This is a genomic window from Pseudomonas sp. NPDC087342, assembly GCF_044744265.1.
In the GTDB taxonomy this organism is placed as follows: domain Bacteria; phylum Pseudomonadota; class Gammaproteobacteria; order Pseudomonadales; family Pseudomonadaceae; genus Aquipseudomonas; species Aquipseudomonas nunensis.
The window spans coordinates 119,768-136,167 of sequence record NZ_JBIUXZ010000007.1; the positions used below are offsets into that span (position 1 = coordinate 119,768).

Consider the following 16,400-nt stretch of genomic DNA (forward strand, 5'->3'; position numbering starts at 1 on the left):
TTAGTGATCGTGTGCGAAAGATATACTCGTCGCTTTAATAAAGGTATAAGTCTGTGAAACAGAACTCCCTGAAAGGATGGTTCAAGAGCGGCGCCCCCGGCGTCTGGATCAGCGGTGGCGCGGTGTCCATCGCGGTCATCATGACCATTGGCTTGCTGGCAGTGATTGCCGTGCGCGGTCTGGGCCACTTCTGGCCGGCGGACCTGGTGCACGCCAGTTATGACGTGCCGGGCCAGGCCAATCATTTGGTCATCGGCGAAGTGGTGCAGAAAGAAGAAGTGCCTCGCGAGCGTTTGAAAAGCGCGGGCCTGCCGGTGCCTGATGTCGGCCCGGAGTTCATGACCCGCGAGCTGATCAAGGTCGGCAACCGTGACTTGAACGGCAACGACTTCACCTGGATCGTCGGCGAGTGGCTGACGAACCAGAAGACGCCGCCAGAACTGATGACCATCGAACGTCGCGAGTGGGGCAACTTCTACGGTTACCTGGTCAACGTCAAAGAAGACGGCAAGGTGATCGCCGAAGGCGAGGCGGCGTGGCCGGAGTTGCAGGCTCGTGTCGATCGCGTCAACAAGCTCGCGGCACAGCTCAAGACTTTGGAGAAATCCGACATCGGCGCGATCAACGCCGGTCTGGAACGCATCCGTCTGCACGGCCGCAAACTGGAACTGGCCGGCAAGCTCGATGCCACCGCGCAAGCCGACATGGACGCAGAAAAGGCTGAGCTGAACGCCCGTTATCAGGACATCGAAGCGCGCCTCGGCGACCTGCACGCCCAGTTCAACCGCGACAGCCTCACCGCTCGCGATGCCAACGGCAAAGAGCTCGAAATCGGCATCGGCAAGGTGGTGCATGCCTACCAGCCGAACGCCATGGGCACCTTTACCAAGATCGGCTTCTACTTTGGCAAGGTCTGGGAATTCCTGTCCGACGACCCGCGTGAAGCGAACACTGAAGGCGGGATCTTCCCGGCAATCTTCGGCACCGTGATGATGACCCTGATCATGGCGATGATCGTGACGCCGTTCGGTGTGCTGGCAGCGGTTTACTTGCGTGAATACGCCAAGCAAAACGCCCTGACCCGGATTATCCGCATCGCCGTGAATAACCTGGCGGGCGTTCCGGCCATCGTTTACGGGGTGTTCGGCCTGGGCTTCTTCGTCTACGTACTCGGCGGCTCGCTGGACCGGATCTTCTTCCCCGAAGCCTTGCCGGCGCCGACCTTCGGTACGCCGGGTCTGCTCTGGGCCTCGCTGACCCTGGCATTGCTGGCGGTGCCGGTGGTGATCGTGGCCACCGAAGAAGGCCTGGCGCGGATTCCTCGCACCGTGCGTGAGGGCTCGTTGGCCCTCGGCGCGACCAAGGCTGAAACCTTGTGGAAGATCGTGCTGCCGATGGCCAGCCCGGCGATGATGACCGGCATGATCCTCGCCGTGGCCCGCGCCGCCGGTGAAGTGGCGCCGCTGATGCTGGTAGGTGTGGTGAAGCTGGCGCCGTCGCTGCCGGTGGACGGTAACTACCCGTACCTGCACCTTGACCAGAAGATCATGCACTTGGGCTTCCATATTTATGACGTCGGCTTCCAGAGCCCGAACGTCGAAGCGGCCCGACCGCTGGTGTACGCCACCGCGCTGTTGCTGGTGCTGGTGATCGCCACGTTGAACCTGTCGGCCGTGTACATACGCAACCACCTGCGCGAGAAGTACAAAGCGCTGGATAGCTAATCACGCCGCTCCCTGTAGGAGCCAGGCTTGCCGGCGAAGGCGATTTCAAGGACGCCTTCGCCGGCAAGCCTGGCTCCTACAGAACGGCAACACTGCTGGCCCATTTTTTGTGAGGCCAGTGGGCAACCGAACCGAATTTGTTAGCACAGGGAGCCTCCCATGCAGCACGAAGCACATACCCACGGCATCAACATGTCTGCCCTGGGCCGCGACAAACAGAGCCTGAGTCTCGAGCAGGAAACCGTGGCCATCGAAGTACCTGGCCTGAGCCTGTTCTACGGTGAGAAACAAGCGCTGTACGACGTCAGCATGAACATTCCGAAACAGCGCGTGACGGCCTTCATCGGCCCGTCCGGCTGCGGCAAGTCCACGCTGCTGCGCACCTTCAACCGCATGAACGACCTGGTTGACGGTTGCCGCGTCGAAGGCGCGATCAACCTCTACGGCAACAACATCTACCGCAAGGGCGAAGACGTGGCCGAGCTGCGTCGCCGTGTGGGCATGGTGTTCCAGAAGCCGAACCCGTTCCCGAAAACCATCTATGAAAACGTGGTTTACGGCCTGCGCATCCAGGGCATCAACAAGAAGCGCATCCTCGACGAAGCCGTCGAGTGGGCACTGAAAGGCGCGGCGCTGTGGGACGAAGTCAAAGACCGTCTGCACGAGTCGGCACTCGGCCTGTCCGGTGGTCAGCAGCAACGTCTGGTGATCGCCCGCACCATCGCCGTGGAGCCGGAAGTGCTGCTGCTCGACGAACCGTGCTCGGCACTCGACCCGATCTCGACGCTGAAAGTCGAAGAGCTGATCTACGAACTGAAATCCAAGTTCACCATCGTGATCGTGACCCACAACATGCAACAGGCCGCGCGGGTTTCCGACTACACGGCGTTCATGTACATGGGCAAACTGGTGGAATTCGGCGACACCGACACCTTGTTCACCAATCCGGCGAAGAAGCAGACCGAAGACTACATCACAGGGCGGTACGGCTAGCCGTACAGCTGCAAGCCGCAAGCTTCAAGCGGCAAGTAAGATGCGGTGCGAAATCAGGACTTGTACATAACTGCTTGAAGCTTGCAGCTTGAAGCTTGCAACTTTCGCGGAGCGAAACAGATGATTAGTAAAGAAGGCCTTACCCACCACATTTCCGCGCAGTTCAACGCCGAGCTCGAGGAAGTGCGCAGCCACCTCCTGGCCATGGGCGGGCTGGTGGAAAAGCAGGTCAACGACGCGGTGACCGCGCTGATCGAGGCCGACTCCGGCCTGGCCCAGCAGGTGCGCGAGATCGACGACCAGATCAACCAGATGGAACGCAACATCGACGAAGAGTGCCTGCGCATCCTGGCCCGTCGTCAGCCGGCGGCGTCCGACTTGCGTCTGATCATCAGCATCTCCAAGTCGGTGATCGACCTGGAGCGCATCGGCGACGAAGCAACCAAGATTGCCCGTCGCGCCATCCAGTTGTGCGAAGAAGGCGAAGCACCACGCGGTTATGTCGAAGTGCGCCACATCGGCGACCAGGTACGCAACATGGTGCGCGACGCGCTGGATGCGTTTGCCCGTTTTGACGCTGACCTGGCATTGTCGGTCGCGCAGTACGACAAGATCATCGACCGCGAATACAAGACCGCCCTGCGTGAGCTGGCGACCTACATGATGGAAGACCCACGCTCTATCTCGCGGGTCTTGAGCATCATTTGGGTGCTGCGTTCCCTGGAGCGGATCGGCGACCACGCGCGCAACATCTCCGAGTTGGTGATTTATCTGGTGCGCGGCACCGATGTGCGACACCTTGGCCTCAAGCGCATGAAAGAAGAAGTTGAAGGCACAAGTGGCGAAACCGCTAATGTTCCGGGCAAAGCTGACGATAAGTAAGATTGCCTGAGAAAAGCGCCCGGCCCTTTGGCTGGGCGTTTTTGTTTGCGGCGAATGAATTCGAAAGCAGCACCCGCGAACGAAAAGTCCCGGCGTGACTGAAGGTTTTTGGCAATGTGCCATCAGCAAAGCGGTATGCTTGCCGGGATTTTTTAAAGGGGTTGTGGATGAGTAAGGTCAGTGTGTTGGTCGTGGACGATGCGTCGTTCATTCGTGACCTGGTGAAGAAGTGCCTGCGCAACTATTTTCCGGGCATCCGGATCGAAGATGCGGTCAACGGCAAGAAGGCTCAGGCGATTCTGGCGCGTGAAGCGTTCGACCTGGTGCTGTGTGACTGGGAGATGCCGGAAATGTCCGGCCTGGAACTGCTGACCTGGTGCCGCGAGCAGGACAACCTCAAGACCATGCCGTTTGTGATGGTGACCAGCCGTGGCGACAAAGAGAACGTGGTCCAGGCAATTCAGGCCGGCGTTTCCGGTTATGTCAGCAAGCCGTTCACCAACGAGCAACTGCTGACCAAGGTCAAGCAGGCCCTGAACAAGGTCGGCAAGCTCGACACCTTGATGAACAGCGCGCCGACCAAGATGAACTCGGCGTTCGGCAATGATTCGCTGAGCGCCCTGACTGGTGGCAAGGCTGAGGTGGTCGGTGCTGCCCCCGTCAACCCGTTCGCCAAACCTGTCGCCGCTGCGCCAGCCCCGGCGGCCGCGCCGTCCCGTGGCCTGCTCAACAGCCCGCCGGTCAAGGCACCGGCTGCATCGGCCGCACCTGCCGGCGGTCGTGGCCAAGGTCAATTGCGTCTTTCGAGCGGCACTCAAGCCTGCGTGATCAAAGCCTTGAGCCTCAAGGAAGCGCTGCTGGTGGTCAAACGCACCGACATCCTGCCGCAAGTGCTCGAAAGCGCAGTGCTCGATCTGGAGCAGGGCGACAACGCCGAAACCGCGCGCCTGAACGGCTACCTGCACGCCATCGTCGCCCACGAACCCAAGCCCGACAGCGACTGGCTGCAACTGACCTTCCGCTTCGTCGATCAGGACGCGCAGAAGCTCGACTACATCTCCCGCCTGATTGCCCGTGGTACTGCGCAGAAGCATTTCATTCCCGGCGCGTAATCTTCGTTGCCTGCCAGTCCGCCTTCGCGGGCAAGCCTCGCTCCTACATTGGAATGCATTCCAAGTGTGGGAGCGAGCCTGCTCGCGAAGGCGCCATCAAATTCACCGCACATCTCCCGAACATCTCCCGAACATCCCATTTTGAAACATCTGCCGACTACCCAGGTCCATTGCACCTGCTAGGCTCCTTTCCAGGCCTTATTCGACAGACTCTTGCCCATGCTCGCGCGCCTGCTGTTTTTCTGTGGTCTTTTCGTGGCCTCCACCTCGGCTGTGGCCATGACCATTTACAAATCCACCGATGCCAATGGCGTGGTCTCCTATAGTGACCGCCCCACGAAAGGCTCCCAGGTGTTTGTCTTTCGGGACCGGATGGTCGAGCACCTGGAGCGCCAGGTGTACCTCGACATCAAGAAGCAGAAGGGCGTGGACGTGGTGTTTGTGCGCAACGATCTATATGCGCCGGTGGAGGTCGAGCTGAGTTTTGCCGGGTTGAGCAACGTCAAGGGTGCGCCGAGCCAGCCGATTCGCCGGGTCTTGCCGGCGCGCAGCAACTCGCGCCTGGCGCTGCTGACGGCGATTACCGGTGGAAAGCCGCTGGTGTATACCCCGAGCTTCCAATATTCCATGGGCGACCCCTCAGGCGCCGCTCAGAGCTATCGATATCCCTTCCCCTGGCGTGGCGGTCCGTTTCGCTTGAGCCAGGGCGCGAATGGCCAATACAGCCACTTCGGGGCCAAGAACCGCTACGCGATGGACATCGCCATGCCCGAAGGCACGCCGATCATTGCAGCGCGCGCCGGGATGGTGGTGAAAACCGAGAATGGCCAGAGCGGCCGTGGCAATGATCCGTCCGGCAATTTCGTGCGGGTGTTGCACGACGACGGGACCATGGGCGTGTACCTGCACCTCAAGCAAGGTTCGGTGAGCGTGCGCGAAGGTCAGCGGGTGGCGGTGGGCAGCGCGTTGGCGTTATCGGGCAATACCGGCAACAGCAGCGGGCCGCACCTGCATTTCGTGGTGCAGCGCAATACCGGGTTGGGGTTGGTGTCGATTCCGTACCAGTTCAATCAACCGGTGGGGGCGTTGCCCAACTTTGCGTTGGGCAAGCAATGAAGGCGATTAGATCAATTGTGGCGAGGGGGCTTGCCCCCGTTGGACGGCGGAGCCGTCCCAAAACCATGAATGCGGAATGTCAGGGACTGTGCGGTTGAGGGGTTTAGGGGCCGCTTCGCAGCCCAACGGGGGCAAGCCCCCTCGCCACAAAGGCTCGCCGGCAATCAATCCAGCATCAACACCTTGGCCAATATGATCTTCGGCCCTTTCATCTTCTTGATGATGATGCGCAGACCTTCGACTTCCAGCACTTCCTCCTCTTCCGGCACCCGTTTCAGGGTTTCGTAGACCAACCCGGCGAGGGTTTCGGCTTCGATGTGGTCCAGGTCGATGCCCAGCAGGCGTTCAACCTTGAACAGCGGCGTATCGCCCCGTACCAGCAACTTGCCCGGTTGATACGCGAGGATCCCGCGTTCGGCCTTGCGGTGTTCGTCCTGAATGTCGCCCACCAGCACTTCCAGCACGTCTTCCATGGTCAAGTATCCGATGATGTTGCCGTCGGCTTCCTCGACCACGGCGAAGTGCGAACCGCCCTTGCGGAACTGTTCCAGCAGTTGCGACAGCGGCATATGGCGCGAGATGCGTTCCAGCGGACGGGTCAGCTCGGCCAGGTTGAACGACTCGGGAATGTGGTCCAGGGCCGCCAATTCCAGCAGCAGGTCCTTGATGTGCAGCAGGCCGACGAACTCCTGGCGTTCGCTGTCGTACACCGGATAACGGCTGAACTTGTGACGACGGAACAGCGCGAGGATTTCCTTGAGCGGCGCGTTGAACTCCAGCGTCACCAGGTCTTCCCGGGAGTTGGCCCAGTCCACCACTTCCAGCTCACCCATTTCCACCGCCGAAGCCAACACACGCATGCCTTGGTCGCTCGGGTCCTGGCCACGGCTGGAGTGCAGGATCAGTTTCAGTTCTTCACGGCTGTAATGGTGCTCGTGATGCGGGCCGGGTTCGCCCTGGCCAGCAATGCGCAGGATCGTGTTGGCGCTGGCGTTGAGCAGGTAGATCGCCGGGTACATCGCCCAGTAGAACAGGTACAGCGGCACGGCGGTCCAGAGCGACAGCAGCTCCGGTTTACGGATCGCCCACGACTTGGGCGCCAGTTCACCGACCACGATGTGCAGGTACGAAATAACGAAGAACGCGGCGAAGAACGACACGCCTTTGATCACTTCGGCCGACTGCACGCCGACGGCTTCAAGGATCGGTTCGAGGATGTGCGCAAACGCAGGCTCACCGACCCAGCCAAGGCCCAGCGAGGCGAGGGTGATACCCAACTGGCAGGCCGACAGGTACGCATCGAGCTGACTGTGCACGGTGCGCAGGATGTGTCCGCGCCAGCCGTTTTTTTCAGCGATGGCCTCGACCCGGGTCGAGCGCAGTTTGACCATGGCAAATTCCGCCGCAACGAAAAATCCGTTGAGCAAAACCAGGATCAGAGCAAAAAGAATCATGCCGAAGTCGGCGAAGAGTGTCGCGAGGGTCAAGCCAGGGGATGGGTCCATGATGGAGTTTTGCGGATTCCGTGTATTCAAAAAAAGGGGAAATGCAGTGCCTGAAGGGCAGGCACAAGTCAGCCAATGTAGCGGCTGACTCAGTGATTGCCTAGTGGCGAGTGCTGGCCGGTATCAATCGGCCGCGTTGATCAGTTGGGATTTGGTCACCTGGGCCGGCGCGAAATGGCAGGTGAATGTGCTGCCATGCCCCGGCACGCTGCTGATTTCCATCCGCGCGCGGTGACGCAGCAGCACGTGTTTGACGATCGCCAGGCCCAGCCCGGTGCCGCCAGTGTTGGAGTTGCGGCTGGAATCGACGCGGTAGAAGCGTTCAGTCAAGCGCGGCAGGTGTTTGCTGTCGATGCCGATCCCGGAATCCTGCACGCTCAAGTGCGCGCCTTGTTCATCGCCCCACCAGCGTATGCGGATATTGCCTTCGGCCGGGGTGTATTTCACCGCGTTGAACACCAGGTTTGAAAACGCGCTGCGCAATTCGGCTTCGCTGCCCTTGAGCAAAATCGTCGCATCGGCTTCCAGGGTGATGCGCTGATTCTTCTGGGCGGACAACTGCTGGGCATCGCTCTTTATCGATTTCAGCAAGCTATCGATGACCACCGGCTGGTTGTCCGACGGGTAATCCGTGGCTTCCAGCTTGGCCAACAGCAGCAAGTCATTGAGCAACGTCTGCATGCGCCCACCTTGCTGTTGCATCTGCTGCAAGGCACGGGTCCAGCGCGGGTTAACTTCCTCGACGTTGTCGAGCAGGGTTTCCAGGTAGCCGCAGATCACGGTCAGCGGCGTGCGCAGTTCGTGGGAAACGTTGGCGATGAAGTCTTTGCGCATTTGCTCCAGTTGATGAATGCGCGTCACGTCGCGCACCAGCATCAGGTGTTCGTTGTTGCCGTAGCGGGTGATGTACAGCTGAATGCGCAGGCGATCATTGGTCGGTGAGGGGATTTCCAGCGGCTCGGCGTAGCTGTCCTGTTCGAAGTACTCCTTGAAGCGCGGATGCCGCACCAGGTTGGTCACCGGTTGGCCGCTGTCTTGCGGAGTCTTGAGACCAAGCAGGGTTTCGGCGGCGCGGTTCCACCATTCCAGGTTGCCGTCGCTGTCGAGCATGATCACCGCGTCTTTGAGCGCGGCGGTGGATTCCTGGACCCGGTCGATCACCGCTTGCAGGCGACCGCGCACCCGTTGGTCGCGGCGTTGCAGGTGGTAGATGCTGTCGAACACTTCGCCCCACAGGCCATAGCCATCGGGCGGTGCTTCATCGGGTTTGTGCAGGCGCAGCCATTCGTGCAGGCGCAGCAGTTGCTTGAGAGTCCAGGCCAGGTAAAGACCCAGGCCAGCCGCGAGGCTCCAGCCGTAATAGCCGGAAATCAGGCCGATCACCAGGCAGGCGGTGACCAGCAACAACATGTGGCGAATCAGCGTGCCATGCCAGTTTTGGTTCAAGGGGGGCGTCCTAGCGCAGCTCCAAGTTTCAAGCCGCAAGCTTCAAGTCAGCGCGGCTCTGCTTTCGCTTGCCGCTTGTAGCTTAAAGCTTGCCGCTGCTTTTATGCCTTTGTGGAAAACCGGTAGCCGGTGCCGCGCACGGTTTGTACCAGATTTTCATAGGCATCGCCGAGGGCTTTGCGCAGGCGTCGGATGTGCACGTCGACCGTGCGCTCTTCGACATAAACATTGCCGCCCCAGACCTGATCCAGCAACTGGCCACGGGTGTAGGCGCGTTCCTGATGGGTCATGAAGAATTGCAGCAGACGGTATTCGGTCGGGCCCATCTCGGCGGGTTTGCCGTCGATGGTCACGCGGTGGCTGATCGGGTCCAGCAACAGGCCGCCGACTTCGATCGGGGTTTCACCGTCGGTCGGGCCGGCGCGGCGCAGCACGGCTTTGAGGCGCGCGACCAGCTCACGAGGGGAAAACGGTTTGGTGATGTAGTCGTCGGCGCCGACTTCCAGACCCTGGATCTTGTTGTCCTCTTCGCCCTTGGCGGTGAGCATGATGATCGGGATATCCCCGGTCAGCTCATCGCGTTTGAGGCGTCGGGCCAGCTCGATGCCGGAGGTGCCGGGCAGCATCCAGTCCAGCAGGATCAGGTCCGGCTTGCGGTCGACGATGATGGCATGCGCCTGCTGGGAGTTCTCCGCCTCCAGGCAGTCATAGCCGGCCATTTCCAACGCAACGGCGATCATTTCGCGAATGGGCGCTTCGTCGTCGACGATCAGAATGCTCCTGCCAACCATGCCTTAATCCTCTTGTCATTTAACTGTCTTGCGCCGCATTAGATAACGGAATTATTGCAGTCGTGTGACAGTATTTTAGTCGCACGGCGATTGTCATGATCCTGAACTAAGCTCTAAGTCCGAATCCTGACAACCACAAAAGGAAGGTTTCCATGAAGCAATACTCGCAATCCTTCAAAGCCCTGATGCTGACTGCGGTCCTGGCTTTGCCGACAATGGCCTTTGCTGCCGAGCCCGTCATGATGAAAGACGGCGTGATGGCCGACCATAAGGGCATGACCCTGTATACGTTCGACAAGGACACGGGCGGCACGTCGGTGTGCACCGGACAATGCGCGGAAAACTGGCCGCCGTTCAAGGCGGAAGCGGGCGCCAAGGCTGAAGGTAAATGGTCGATCGTCAAACGCGACGACGGCACGATGCAGTGGGCCTACGACGGCAAACCGCTTTACTACTTCATGAAAGACAAAAAACCGGGCGACAAGGAAGGCGACAAAATGAAAGACGTCTGGCACGTCATCACCAATTCCGGTCCGAAGATGTAAGCGAGTTCAAATGCCAAGCCTCGCTTCTGTAGGAGCGAGGCTTGCCCGCGAAGGCGTCCTCCGCCTCAACGCAAGCCGTAGTCCAACACAATCCCTACAAAAATCGCCAACCCCGCCCAGTGGTTGTGCAAGAACGCCTTGAAGCAACGCATCCGGTCCTTGCCGCGGGTGTACCAGAACTCCCAGGCAAAACAGCCCGCCGCCGCCAGCAAACCGAGGTGGAACCAGCCGCCGAGCTGGAATTTTGATCCGGCCAACAGCAAGCAACCCAGCGCCAATCCCTGCAACGTCAGAATGATCACCCGGTCCGCGTCGCCAAACAGAATGGCGGTGGATTTCACGCCGATCTTCAAATCGTCGTCACGGTCAGTCATCGCGTAGTAGGTGTCGTAGCCGACGGTCCACAACAGATTGGCAATCCACAGCAACCACGCAGCGGCCGGCAGCTCACCAGTCTCGGCGGTGAACGCCATCGGCATCCCCCAGGAAAACGCCGCGCCCAACACCACTTGCGGGTAATAGGTGTAGCGCTTCATGAACGGGTAACTGAACGCGAGCGCCAGGCCACCCAGCGACAGCCAGACAGTCGGCGCATTGGTGCACAGTACCAGCAGAAAACTCACGCCCATCAGCAGCGCAAAAAACACCAACGCTTCTTTTGAGCTGATCTTGCCGCTCACCAGTGGCCGCTGTTCGGTGCGCTTCACATGGCCGTCGACCTTGCGGTCCGCCCAGTCATTGATCACGCAACCGCCGGCGCGGGTCAGTACCACACCGAGCACGAAAATCACGATGTTGGCCAATGAAGGCGAGCCCTTGCCGGCAATCCACAGCGCCCAAAGGGTCGGCCACAGCAGCAGGTAAATACCGATCGGCTTGTCCATGCGGGTCAGCTGAATGAAATCCCAGGCCCGGGGATTCAAGCGATTCAGGGACTTGAGCAGGCTGGTGTACATCAGCAGTTCTCCGGGTGGGCGCGGGTGGCGAGCCACAAGGTCGGCAGGAAAATCTCGGCCACCAGCACGCTCAAGGCGCCCCGATCAAAACGCGAGCGACGACCCCACAGTTCCGGTGCGCGTGACTCCAGCGGCAGCCATTCCTGAGGATAGTGGCAAACCTCGATGGCCTGGCGCTGGAACGCCTGATCGCAGAACAGCAGTTCGCCCAGCGAGCGGCTGCCCAGTTCGTCCATGTGCAGGCCTTCACCTTGCAACGCACTGCGCGCCGCCACGCTGCGGGCGAACACCCAGGCCTGGCCAGCGCCGCGCAGATACACCTCGCGCACCCAACCTTCGCTGCCATCGGCCAGGTCCAGCGCGGCACATTCATCGGCGCGCAACGCTTGCCAGCCTTCGAACAACGGCGTGACGCTGAAGCGATCATTCGACAGACGGATCAAGCGTCGGGTCAGCGAGCCTTCGTCGAACAGCCAGTCGAGGGTAGAGCTGTCGGGGAGGGGGGCGAGTCGGTTTTGGGTGAGCCAGAACGGGGCTTTTGAGTGCGGCACAGTGAGTCATTATTGGCAGCAAATGAGGCGGCGAGCTTACCATGTCAGCCGGCGATTTTGATTGAGCCGGCCTGTTGCGGCGTCGAACAGGCTTGCATCTGCCGGGTTCGATCAGTACAAAACGCCCTGAGCCGGACGGCAACGCTTTACCCATCGACCGTTCGCGCCGGCAAAAGCCTGAATCCTGAGGAAGTAACCGAATGAAAAAGTGGCAATGTGTGGTCTGCGGCCTGATCTATAACGAAGCCGACGGCTGGCCGGATGACGGCATTGCACCCGGCACGCTGTGGCAGGACGTACCGGAAGACTGGCTGTGCCCGGACTGCGGCGTGGGCAAGATGGATTTCGAAATGATCGAAATCAACTAAGACAAAAAAGAGGAGTAAGGCATGAACGCACCTGTCGTGATCGTCGGTACCGGCCTGGCTGGCTACAACCTGGCCCGGGAGTTTCGCAAACTCGATGGCGAAACCCCATTGCTGCTGATCACCGCCGATGACGGGCGTTCCTACTCCAAGCCGATGCTCTCCACCGGTTTCGGCAAAAACAAGGATGCCGATGGCCTGAGCATGGCCGAGCCCGGCGCCATGGCCGAGCAACTGAAGGCCGAAGTGCGCACCCATACCCGTATCAGCGGCATCGACCCAGGCCACAAACGCCTGTGGATCGGCGAGGAATCGGTGATCTATCGCGACCTGATCCTGGCCTGGGGCGCGGAAACCGTGCGGGTGCCAATCGAAGGCGACGGCGCTGACGCGGTGTTCCCGATCAATGATCTGGAAGACTACGCACGCTTCCGTGCCGCTGCGGCGGGCAAGCGCCGGGTGTTACTGCTCGGCGCCGGCCTGATCGGCTGCGAATTTGCCAACGACCTGATCCTCGGCGGTTACGAGGTGCAACTGGTGGCGCCGTGCGAGCAGGTCATGCCGACCTTGCTGCACCCGGCGGCAGCCGCTGCGGTGCAGGCCGGGCTGGAAAGCCTCGGTGCGCGCTTCCACCTCGGGCCGGTACTCAATCGCTTGCAGCGTGTGGCGGACGGGCTGGAAGCGCACTTGTCCGATGGCCAGGTGATTGCGTGCGATGTGGTGGTCTCGGCCATCGGCCTGCGTCCGCGTATCGATCTGGCGGCCGCAGCGGGGGTTCAGGTCAATCGCGGCGTCGTGGTTGATCGTCAACTGAAGACTTCCCACGCCAATATCTACGCCCTGGGCGATTGTGCCGAGGTCGAAGGTCTGAATCTGTTGTACGTGATGCCCCTCATGAGCTGTGCGAGAGCGCTGGCCCAAACGCTGGCGGGAAATCCTACAGCGGTGAACTACGGCCCGATGCCGATCACCGTGAAAACGCCGGTCTGCCCGCTGGTGGTTTCGCCGCCGCCACGGGGCACCGAAGGCGTCTGGACGGTCGAAGGGCAGGGCGCCGACATCAAAGTGTTGTGCCGTGATGGCTCAGGCAAATTGCTCGGTTATGCCCTGACAGGCACGGCGGTGATGGAAAAACTCGCGTTGAACAAAGAGCTTCCGGCCCTGCTGGCGTAAATACTGGTCGTTCTGTCGGAATCACCCCGCTTTTGCCCCTACAAACGTCGCGCCGAGACTGGCGCGGCTCTTCCGTGCGTGCCATCCTCACTCCCGTCTGCCGCAGAGTAGAGCACCTGCGGCGCCTTGGGCGCTGTTCCAACGAGAACAGCACGGACATAACAACAAAAAACCGTCAAAGGGGCTTCACTAATGCGTAAACCAGAACTCGCCGCTGCAATCGCTGAAAAAGCAGATCTCACCAAAGAGCAGGCCAACCGCGTTCTCAACGCCGTTCTCGAAGAAATCACCGGCGCTCTGCACCGCAAAGACAGCGTCACGCTGGTGGGCTTCGGTACCTTCCTGCAACGCCACCGCGGTGCCCGCACCGGCAAAAACCCGCAAACCGGTGAGCCTGTGAAAATCAAGGCCAGCAACACCGTCGCCTTCAAACCAGGCAAATCGTTGAAAGACAGCGTTAATCCATAATTGCGGCGAACTCCCTGAATAAAGGGGAGAACCGTATTGAAAAATGGGCCTGCCGATTAATCGGAGGCCCATTTTTTATGGGCGTTGCCTTCTGTTTATATGAAGAGCGTGTTGTGGACTGATTAATACACACTGGAAACAAAGTGCGTGGCCGGAGTTGCCCTTGGTATCGTCAGGGAATTCAACGCTATATAAAAGTGCCATCACAGCGATGGCACTTTTTAAGTTGGCTGTTGTCTTTCATCGTTTTGTTCATAGATGACTGCAACCTTTCAGACATTTCCTACATTTATCATTTTTTATTCTTGTCATGCTTTGCGCCCGGCTCATGGACCGAATCGTCAATGGTTGCTGGGGATTTAAGAAATGGCTCTGGAACAATGGTTACGGGGCGCCTGCTTGGCAGATGAAATATTAATCTGACATCAGGGGAGTCCCTGAGAGATATAGGGATATCTCCTACGTGAAACAGAGAACACTTCGTCTTGTTGTTTAATCGGATGCTTGCTAGTGGCCATCATAGTGATTACGATGCGCCCACTTGCAAGAGCACGAACTCAATTGGATGAGAATCATCGCAGCTCTTTGATACTGTCCACCGCCGTTGAAACTCCAATTGGCGTGTGACCGTAATCCTAATTAAAGGCCATGGATGTCCTACTCAAGCAAACTTTCCGCCCATTACCTTGATCTCGCAAAAGCCTCTGTTTCCAAAGAGAATTTCGCGGGCGAGGATGTTCGCTTTTCGAGCGAATACGAGGCCCTGGAAAGCGAGCTCGCCAAAGCCCAATCGATGCATGAAGCCGGTCAGATCGACTGGCTGAAAATCCGTGAAAACAGCGAAAACCTGCTGCGCACCCAATCCAAGGATTTGCGCGTCGGTGCCTGGCTGACCTGGGCTTTGTACCAGCGTGAATCCTTTCAGGGCCTGCTGGCGGGCCTCGGTTTGCTGCACCACTTGTCGGAAAACCACTGGGCCGAAGTTCACCCGAACAAGGCGCGCACCCGCGCCGCAGCCATCAGTTGGTTGGTGCCGCGTCTCGAGCAGGTGCTGACCGAAAAAGTCGCGATCAAAGAGCAGTTGCCGATGTTCCGCCGGATGGTGGAACACCTCGAAGGCCTCGATGCCGCGTGCACCGAACATCTGGGCGACGACGCGCCGTTGCTGCTGCCGATCTCCCGCCGCCTGAAAAATATGGTGCAGCGCGCCGCCGATAACCAGCCGGAACCCGGCGTGGTGGGGGCGGCGGTCGCTCAGGTCAAACAGGCCGCGACCCAGCTGTTCACCCCCGGCGCTCCGATCGACAACGAAAAAGAAGCCCACAAGGCCCTGCGCGCCCAGCAGGAAAACGCCCGTCCGCTGTGCGCCTGGTGGCTCAAGCAGAAAGCCACCGACCTGCGCGCCCTGCGCCTCAATCGTACGTTGCTGTGGTTGCCCATTGACGCGGTGCCCGAGCGCAACGCCGAGCAGATCACCATGTTGCGCGGCTTGCCCGCGGACAAGCTCAAGGCCTATCAGGATCGCTACGATCAGGCCAAATACGCAGACCTCTTGGTAGAACTGGAGGCGAGCCTGGCGAAGGCGCCATTCTGGTTCGATGGCCAGCGAATGGTCTGGGAATGCCTTCAAGGGCTGAACGCCGAGATGGCAATGCGCGAAGTGGAAATCCACTTCGCGCTTTTGGTTCAGCGCCTGCCCGGCATCATCGAATTGCGTTTCCATGACGGCGCGCCGTTTGCCGATCCGGCCACCCGCGCCTGGGTCAGCGCCCACGTCATGCCGCACCTGCAAACCGCCAGTGCGCCGCGCAAGGTTGAAGTCGCTGACAACCAGCCTGCCTGGGAAGTGGCCCTGGAAGAAGTCCTGCCGATTTTGCGCAAGGACGGCCTCAAGGCCGCCGTGCAAATCCTCAAGCAGGGCCTGCAAGGCGCCCAAGGCGGGCGGGCACGATTTTTCTGGCAGTTCGCCCTGGCGCGGCTGTGCTTCATGGCCAAAAAGTACGAACTGGCCAGGACCCAACTCGAAACCCTCGACCAAACATTACAGGACTCAGGCCTGAACGCCTGGGAGCCCGATCTTGCGCTGGAAGTGCTGCATTTACTGCATAGCTGCTGCGAGTTGTTGCCGCAGAACCATGCCGTACGTGAACGCAAGGAAGAGATTTATCGCAGGCTGTGCCACCTCGATCTCGAAGTGGTACTCGAATAGGCCCCAGGGCCACAACCGCAAGGAGAAAAGCCATGGCCAAAGAAGGCTCGGTAGCCCCCAAGGAACGCATCAACGTCACCTTCAAACCCGCCACTGGCGGTGCTAATGAAGAGATCGAACTGCCGTTGAAACTACTGGCAATCGGTGACTACACCCACCGCAAGGACGAACGCAAAGTCGAAGATCGCAAGCCGATCAGCATCGACAAAATGACGTTCGACGAAGTGCTGGCCAAGCAAGAGCTGAGCCTGACGTTGAACGTGCCGAACCGTCTTCAGGAAGAAGGCAGCACTGAAGAGCTGGGCGTGCAACTGCGCGTCAACTCGATGAAGGACTTCAACCCGGCCAGCCTGGTCGATCAAGTGCCTGAGCTGAAAAAACTGATGGAACTGCGCGACGCGCTGGTGGCCCTCAAAGGCCCGCTGGGTAACGCGCCTGCGTTCCGCAAAGCCATCGAAGGCGTTCTCGCCGACGACGAATCCCGCGGTCGCGTACTGGGTGAGCTGGGCTTGAACGCCGCAGCCCAGGACGCCTGAGTCTCTATCAGCCAAGGAAGCCAACACA

Annotated in this window: 16 protein-coding genes; 11 read left to right on the top strand and 5 right to left on the bottom strand. The window is 59.8% G+C overall.

Annotated features, from left to right (window positions below; translation table 11 throughout):
* Positions 1 to 53: 53 nt before the first annotated feature.
* The 5 genes from pstA (at position 54) to ACIOYV_RS17100 (ending at position 5,827) form a co-directional block, all read left to right on the top strand.
* Positions 54 to 1,724: a phosphate ABC transporter permease PstA gene (gene pstA / locus ACIOYV_RS17080; RefSeq protein WP_054048331.1), complete on the top strand. Its 1,671-nt coding sequence runs from the start codon at positions 54 to 56 to the stop codon at positions 1,722 to 1,724.
* A gap of 159 nt (positions 1,725 to 1,883) precedes the next feature.
* A complete protein-coding gene (gene pstB / locus ACIOYV_RS17085) occupies positions 1,884 to 2,717 on the top strand; it encodes a phosphate ABC transporter ATP-binding protein PstB (protein WP_007934504.1) in 834 nt (277 codons plus the stop codon).
* Positions 2,718 to 2,837: 120 nt separating this feature from the next.
* The gene (gene phoU / locus ACIOYV_RS17090; protein WP_008150055.1) at positions 2,838 to 3,599 is read left to right on the top strand and encodes a phosphate signaling complex protein PhoU; all 762 of its coding nucleotides are present in this window, start codon (positions 2,838 to 2,840) and stop codon (positions 3,597 to 3,599) included.
* 167 nt (positions 3,600 to 3,766) lie between these two features.
* On the top strand, positions 3,767 to 4,711 hold the full coding sequence (locus ACIOYV_RS17095; RefSeq protein ID WP_054617068.1) for a response regulator: 945 nt from the start codon (positions 3,767 to 3,769) through the stop codon (positions 4,709 to 4,711).
* Between the two features lie 219 nt (positions 4,712 to 4,930).
* The gene (locus tag ACIOYV_RS17100; protein ID WP_401325404.1) at positions 4,931 to 5,827 is read left to right on the top strand and encodes a peptidoglycan DD-metalloendopeptidase family protein; all 897 of its coding nucleotides are present in this window, start codon (positions 4,931 to 4,933) and stop codon (positions 5,825 to 5,827) included.
* 164 nt (positions 5,828 to 5,991) lie between these two features.
* Here ACIOYV_RS17100 and ACIOYV_RS17105 read toward each other — a convergent pair whose 3' ends face one another.
* From ACIOYV_RS17105 to phoB, 3 genes are all read right to left on the bottom strand, one after another.
* A complete protein-coding gene (locus ACIOYV_RS17105) occupies positions 5,992 to 7,332 on the bottom strand; it encodes a hemolysin family protein (RefSeq protein ID WP_054048336.1) in 1,341 nt (446 codons plus the stop codon).
* A 123-nt stretch (positions 7,333 to 7,455) separates the two neighbouring features.
* Entirely contained in the window at positions 7,456 to 8,742 is a 1,287-nt protein-coding gene (gene phoR / locus ACIOYV_RS17110) for a phosphate regulon sensor histidine kinase PhoR (RefSeq protein WP_290023432.1), read from the bottom strand.
* Positions 8,743 to 8,879: 137 nt separating this feature from the next.
* Positions 8,880 to 9,569, bottom strand: coding sequence for a phosphate regulon transcriptional regulator PhoB (phoB, locus tag ACIOYV_RS17115; RefSeq protein ID WP_008150066.1), 690 nt, complete (start codon positions 9,567 to 9,569; stop codon positions 8,880 to 8,882).
* Positions 9,570 to 9,721: 152 nt separating this feature from the next.
* Between phoB and ACIOYV_RS17120 the strand changes: the two genes are divergently transcribed.
* A complete protein-coding gene (locus ACIOYV_RS17120) occupies positions 9,722 to 10,114 on the top strand; it encodes a hypothetical protein (protein ID WP_265041903.1) in 393 nt (130 codons plus the stop codon).
* A gap of 65 nt (positions 10,115 to 10,179) precedes the next feature.
* On the opposite strand, the gene ubiA is transcribed toward ACIOYV_RS17120, so the two are convergent.
* Complete coding sequence (ubiA, locus tag ACIOYV_RS17125) at positions 10,180 to 11,070, bottom strand: 4-hydroxybenzoate octaprenyltransferase (RefSeq protein WP_163910612.1); 891 nt, start codon at positions 11,068 to 11,070, stop codon at positions 10,180 to 10,182.
* Positions 11,070 to 11,621: a chorismate--pyruvate lyase family protein gene (locus ACIOYV_RS17130; protein WP_401325408.1), complete on the bottom strand. Its 552-nt coding sequence runs from the start codon at positions 11,619 to 11,621 to the stop codon at positions 11,070 to 11,072. Before ACIOYV_RS17130 ends, ubiA begins: the two co-directional genes overlap by 1 nt.
* 200 nt (positions 11,622 to 11,821) lie before the next feature.
* Between ACIOYV_RS17130 and ACIOYV_RS17135 the strand changes: the two genes are divergently transcribed.
* The 5 genes from ACIOYV_RS17135 to tssB all read left to right on the top strand — a co-directional run bounded on the left by ACIOYV_RS17135 (position 11,822) and on the right by tssB (position 16,372).
* Positions 11,822 to 11,989 carry a rubredoxin gene (locus tag ACIOYV_RS17135; RefSeq protein ID WP_007954349.1) on the top strand — a complete coding sequence of 56 codons (168 nt, stop codon included), beginning with the start codon at positions 11,822 to 11,824 and terminating at the stop codon, positions 11,987 to 11,989.
* A 21-nt stretch (positions 11,990 to 12,010) separates the two neighbouring features.
* Positions 12,011 to 13,159, top strand: a complete 1,149-nt coding sequence (locus ACIOYV_RS17140) for an NAD(P)/FAD-dependent oxidoreductase (protein WP_401325411.1) — start codon at positions 12,011 to 12,013, stop codon at positions 13,157 to 13,159.
* 192 nt (positions 13,160 to 13,351) lie between these two features.
* A complete protein-coding gene (locus tag ACIOYV_RS17145) occupies positions 13,352 to 13,627 on the top strand; it encodes an HU family DNA-binding protein (protein WP_003213368.1) in 276 nt (91 codons plus the stop codon).
* Positions 13,628 to 14,279: 652 nt separating this feature from the next.
* Positions 14,280 to 15,836: a type VI secretion system protein TssA gene (gene tssA, locus ACIOYV_RS17150; RefSeq protein WP_163910619.1), complete on the top strand. Its 1,557-nt coding sequence runs from the start codon at positions 14,280 to 14,282 to the stop codon at positions 15,834 to 15,836.
* A 32-nt stretch (positions 15,837 to 15,868) separates the two neighbouring features.
* Positions 15,869 to 16,372 (top strand): type VI secretion system contractile sheath small subunit, encoded by a 504-nt coding sequence (gene tssB / locus ACIOYV_RS17155; RefSeq protein ID WP_054048357.1) that lies wholly within the window; start codon positions 15,869 to 15,871, stop codon positions 16,370 to 16,372.
* Positions 16,373 to 16,400 lie beyond the last annotated feature (28 nt).

Coding starts and splice junctions, on each gene's coding strand:
- ubiA (WP_163910612.1), bottom strand. CDS start 11,070: ATGTACACCAGCCTGCTCAAGTCCCTGAATCGCTTGAATCCCCGGGCC.
- ACIOYV_RS17140 (WP_401325411.1), top strand. CDS start 12,011: ATGAACGCACCTGTCGTGATCGTCGGTACCGGCCTGGCTGGCTACAAC.
- ACIOYV_RS17100 (WP_401325404.1), top strand. CDS start 4,931: ATGCTCGCGCGCCTGCTGTTTTTCTGTGGTCTTTTCGTGGCCTCCACC.
- ACIOYV_RS17135 (WP_007954349.1), top strand. CDS start 11,822: ATGAAAAAGTGGCAATGTGTGGTCTGCGGCCTGATCTATAACGAAGCC.
- tssA (WP_163910619.1), top strand. CDS start 14,280: ATGTCCTACTCAAGCAAACTTTCCGCCCATTACCTTGATCTCGCAAAA.
- ACIOYV_RS17145 (WP_003213368.1), top strand. CDS start 13,352: ATGCGTAAACCAGAACTCGCCGCTGCAATCGCTGAAAAAGCAGATCTC.
- ACIOYV_RS17095 (WP_054617068.1), top strand. CDS start 3,767: ATGAGTAAGGTCAGTGTGTTGGTCGTGGACGATGCGTCGTTCATTCGT.
- phoR (WP_290023432.1), bottom strand. CDS start 8,742: ATGTTGTTGCTGGTCACCGCCTGCCTGGTGATCGGCCTGATTTCCGGC.
- tssB (WP_054048357.1), top strand. CDS start 15,869: ATGGCCAAAGAAGGCTCGGTAGCCCCCAAGGAACGCATCAACGTCACC.
- phoB (WP_008150066.1), bottom strand. CDS start 9,569: ATGGTTGGCAGGAGCATTCTGATCGTCGACGACGAAGCGCCCATTCGC.
- pstB (WP_007934504.1), top strand. CDS start 1,884: ATGCAGCACGAAGCACATACCCACGGCATCAACATGTCTGCCCTGGGC.
- ACIOYV_RS17105 (WP_054048336.1), bottom strand. CDS start 7,332: ATGGACCCATCCCCTGGCTTGACCCTCGCGACACTCTTCGCCGACTTC.
- phoU (WP_008150055.1), top strand. CDS start 2,838: ATGATTAGTAAAGAAGGCCTTACCCACCACATTTCCGCGCAGTTCAAC.
- ACIOYV_RS17120 (WP_265041903.1), top strand. CDS start 9,722: ATGAAGCAATACTCGCAATCCTTCAAAGCCCTGATGCTGACTGCGGTC.